Origin of the sequence: Erysipelothrix aquatica (assembly GCF_009828775.2) — a bacterium.
Taxonomy (GTDB): Bacteria; Bacillota_I; Bacilli_A; order Erysipelotrichales; family Erysipelotrichaceae; genus Erysipelothrix; species Erysipelothrix aquatica.
Genome location: NZ_WTSY02000063.1, coordinates 1 through 3,795 on the forward strand (window position 1 = coordinate 1; position 3,795 = coordinate 3,795).

Consider the following 3,795-nt stretch of genomic DNA (forward strand, 5'->3'; position numbering starts at 1 on the left):
CGTTTTACACAGAACTCAGTAAACGCAATAAGATACTTTTTGCGAAAGTAATTCGTACACTCGAAACGGTTGAAGGCGACGGTCTCGAATATGTAGATACCAAACATGTTGATGGTGAAATCTATGAAATGCGTATCAGACATGCTAATGATTCCTACAGAGTCCTCTTCAAATACGATGAAAAGGCAAGAGATGTAATTGTTGTATCTCATGGATTCGCAAAGAAAACCCAGAGAACACCTGAGAAAGAAAAACAAAAAGCAAGAAGAAGATTTGAATAAATTCTAAAGTCCTTATAAATATAAACTACCCTTAAAAAAGAAAAGTAATTAACTGGTGTAGATATTAAAAGAAATAGAGAGAAGGCAAATATATGACGAAGAAATTAACGGCAACAGAAAGAATGAAATTAAGAGCAATGAAGGATGCCGATTTTGCAAAAGAGTATGACAAAATTGATAAAGAAGTCACACTTGCAATCGAGCTTCAAAAATACAGAAAAGCACAAGGACTTACACAGCGTGATATGTCAGTACAGACAGGGATTGCTCAGTCTGAGATTAGTAAAATAGAAACGGGGAATGGAAACCCTACAGTCTATACACTCTCAAAATTAGGAGAAGTAATGGGTCTTAAACTAGGATGGAATCTCATAAATGACTAAAAGAGGGAAACCTCTTTTTTTCTCCTTAGCCTTAATGGCTCTTAATGTTTATTCGTGTACTTCCTTAATAGTTTTTTTGCCATTTTCATCCACTTGAATGTTAGCCCCAGATCCATGGTGGTAATAATTTTACATACTGATTTTCCTCCGATAACACAATTATATCTTTTTGAATCAAGAAATAATAATGTGTATTATAATAGTGCATCAAAATCGGGAGGGTAATATGATTTACAAAACATTGATTGAGAGTATAAATATAGACATACAACGTGGAATGGTTAATGATGTAAAATTTAGATGAGAGAAGTAGTTTGAATTGGCTACGCTTTAGAAGACCCGCTCTTCCTTAGATGCTTTTGATATATATAGGAAGAATTAATTTATATGGTAGTGAACAGGAGCTGTCTTTTACGAAAACAAAGTTTCTTGAAAGTCTAATAGAATAAATAAACGAAGTAATAACTATAGTTGGAGAAAAAAATGTGTTTTCCAATCTGACTCCAGTAAATTACCATGGGTATTTTCTTATTCTTTCCGTTTTATATCTTAAATACACGATTGATGTTGAGGATTACATGATTTTAGAGCGTTTCAATAAAGAAGAGTATGAAGATCAATTTGAAAAATTCATTTACAATTCGAGGTTGATGAGAAATGAAGATAATCAGTGGTTTGTTGGAGAAAATAGGCAAATATCTTTTTTATCAATAAATTAGAGTACATTAAGAACTGTCTAGAGACATGTGAAATACCATCGATTAAGGGTGCGGAAAATTTTCAGGAAAATCAAACAATATTTAGTACCAAATAAACTGTCCCTATAGAATGGGCACTAAAAATAAAAATTATCCGTAACAACTTGCATAAGTACTCAATTTCAGCAATGTGTCACTATCTTAATTTTTCAAGAAGTTCAAACGGATATGATAAGAACAAGATAATTCGTGAGAAAAGTGATTGTCTTCAAAATTTTGCAAGCCATTGAGGAAAATGTCAAGTTTCGAAAATTTGTTGAATCTTAGATTATCAGACTAATAAAAATAGAGAGTCAAGGCAGAATATTGTGTAAAAGTGATTATTCTAGTAAATGGATCTAATCAATCCATTTTATGTTGTTTCAGTATACAAAAATGTATTGTCTTGAACTTTCTTCCCAATCTTCATTTTCATACTATCTCACATAAAAAGTTGCCTGATCTAAATAAATAGTCTTTGTGAAACAATCTCAAATACATCTGCAGATATGGTAAACTTATTTTGTTATCGTTGCTAGATCGAAAAATAAGGAGAAAGATATGAATAATGATACATTGCTGATTGATGAAATAAAAAAAAAACAAAAAAATGAATCTGGGAAAAGCAAAGGTGATCTTTTTGAGTTTATTGCATTCCAACAGTTTTTAAAATCTTTTGATTTAACCGAGGCTGAAGTCGAGAAAGGGGTGACAGATGGAGCTGATGATGGTGGAATAGACGGAATTTACATCTTCATTAATGGAAATCCATTTAATAGTAATATTATGCCTAAGAGAGATATTAGTATTGATGTAGTAATATTTACTGCTAAACATGCAGACACATTTGAACTCCATCCTTTAGAATCAGTGCACTCTAGTATCACCGAACTCTTAGATTTTAGTATTTCCGATGAAAATTTAAAAAGCACCTTTAATACCCGGATTCTCAAGAAAAGAAACGAATTGAAAAGTGTTCTATTTCACGATCCAGCAAACAGGTCGAGATTCAGTGTACAGTTCGCCTATATTTCTCGTGGTGATGTTAAAAATGTGGGTTATAACATTAAGAGCAAATCAGAGTCAATCGTAGGGATTACTAGAGAACTAATCAGAGATAGTGATGTGACATTCACTTTTGTTGGCGCCAAAGAACTCCTGACAATGTTGAGAAAAAACTACAAAACATCAAACCTCAAGTATTCATCCTACCTCAGAGAAAAAGATAGTTTCCTAGTACTGACAAATCTAGATCACTATTTTGATTTTATTTCCGATAAGGAAGGTCGAATTAAGAGATATCTATTTGAAGAAAATGTGAGAGACTTTTTGGGAGAGAATCGGGTGAATCTTGGAATCACGGAATCACTTGAGAACGAACTCGATGTTGATTTCTGGAACTTAAATAATGGAATAACTATAATTGCTGACCATGTTCATCAAATGAGTGACAATTTCCAATTAGAGAATGCAAAAATCGTTAACGGTTTACAGACAACCCATGCAATTTTTAATTATTTCAAAAGTAAAGATTCGGTAACAAGAGATGATAGAAAAATTATGATTAAATTAATTTCTGAAACAAACAGTATAGATAGAAATAAAATAATTATCTCAACCAATAATCAGAGCCTTGTCCAACCCTACTCTCTTCGCGCGAATGATTCCTTTCAAATTGCAATCGATGAATACTTCGAACCAAAAGGTCTCTACTACGAAAGACGTAATAAATACTATTTGAATCTTGGCAAAGATAGAAAAAGAATAGTGAATCCTCTTTACACTGCAAGAGTAATTTGTGCGCTCATTAAAAAGCAGCCATACGTCTCGTCGAGATTAAAACAGAAGTTCATGAATGATGATTATGCCTATAGAGTTATATTCGATAGTGATATATCACTTGAGCATATTTATCATGCTGTAGAATTGTGCAAAAGCATCGAGACGGAGTTGTTAAGGTTAAACGTGAGGGACACACTTAATCTCTTTGGACTAAATAAGGAAAACGGACAACAATTGAAAACTAATAATTTCATAGGAATTTTTCCTTTACTCTATGTATCATTGTATAAAGGGACATTTAAGTATAAGATGTCCGATATATGTGATTTAGCGATCAACCCAATTGATTCTGATATCATTATGAAGATTGCAGATTCGATCGATGAATTAGCTAGTACAGGGAAGCTAATGAAGGAGAAGAAAATATCTAAACACCAAATAGACATTATCTTAGAAAAAATAGCAACAGAGTATAATATAGTAGCTCTGGAATCTGTAACAATGCGAAAACCAATACTAAGTATCTATGAACTTACGGGTATGAATTACGATTTAGCCAATATTCCAAAGGTTGAGATGGTAATCGAAGACAAAAATTATACTGATATAAAT

The 3,795-nt window shown here is 32.4% G+C and carries 3 protein-coding genes; all 3 read left to right on the forward strand.

Annotation, left to right across the window (positions count from 1 at the left end):
* Positions 1 to 281, forward strand: a 281-nt coding sequence (locus GVV20_RS10300) for a type II toxin-antitoxin system RelE/ParE family toxin (RefSeq protein WP_250690203.1), incomplete at its 5' end; no start/stop codon positions are given.
* A gap of 92 nt (positions 282 to 373) precedes the next feature.
* Complete coding sequence (locus GVV20_RS10305; protein WP_159740574.1) at positions 374 to 664, forward strand: helix-turn-helix domain-containing protein; 291 nt, start codon at positions 374 to 376, stop codon at positions 662 to 664.
* Between the two features lie 1,298 nt (positions 665 to 1,962).
* Positions 1,963 to 3,795: AIPR family protein (locus tag GVV20_RS10310; RefSeq protein ID WP_250690204.1), on the forward strand; the 1,833-nt coding region annotated here is incomplete at its 3' end.